General features: G+C 62.2%; 1 protein-coding gene. It reads right to left on the bottom strand.

The features are described from left to right. The coding region (locus AWB78_RS42900) for a transposase (RefSeq protein WP_198399522.1) at positions 1–740 on the bottom strand (740 nt) is incomplete at both ends.

Genomic DNA, 740 nt, shown 5'->3' with positions numbered 1-740 from the left:
CATACAAGCGAATGATTTCGATGGGATCCAGGCCGAGGTCGGTGCACATCAACAGGCACGCGCCCCGGCAAGGGTGACTCACTGCCACGAAGCGAACGAGCCGACCGCACGCCGGCCACAGTAGATCGCAGACTCGATACCGGATGATGACGTTGTGTTCGCCATAGACGGGGCTGGGCGCGGGTTGCGAGGACAGTGGATCAGCCAGCAGCGATTTGAGTTGGATCTTGGCGCCGTAGCGCCTGGGGCGGCCCCGTTTGCGCGGTCCTTGCTGCACGTACGGGGCATAGGCGACTGCATTGGACTTCACGCGCGTGACCAAATGGTTGTCCTGATCGCGCAGGCCTTTGACGATCTTGCGAGCAGCGTAGTAGGCATCGGCGACGAAGTAGAACGGCTCCTCGACCGAGACGATCCCCAACAGCGAGATCATCTTGTCGAGCAAGGTACGTCGATCGCGGTTGGACCACACCAGACCTTCGTGAATGCGCACGGCCAGCGGTACGGCAATGACGCTCTGGGCGGCCCGCACGAGTATGCTGACTGCCTGCATGGAGTGCCCCATGATGTACTCGGGCTTGGTGTTGGAGTCGGACTGTTGATGCAGCAACTTGACGCCGGGCATCTTCCTGCCGCTCTTGGGGATCTTGATGCCGTCTCCAACCAGGACGCGCCGACCATTGACGCGTAGCGGCTCAGGGAACAGGCGCAGCACCGCCTGCGTCCACAGCGCCGAGAGC

The organism is Caballeronia calidae (assembly GCF_900044055.2).
GTDB lineage: Bacteria > Pseudomonadota > Gammaproteobacteria > Burkholderiales > Burkholderiaceae > Caballeronia > Caballeronia calidae.
This window is presented reverse-complemented; position numbering and strand designations above follow the sequence as displayed.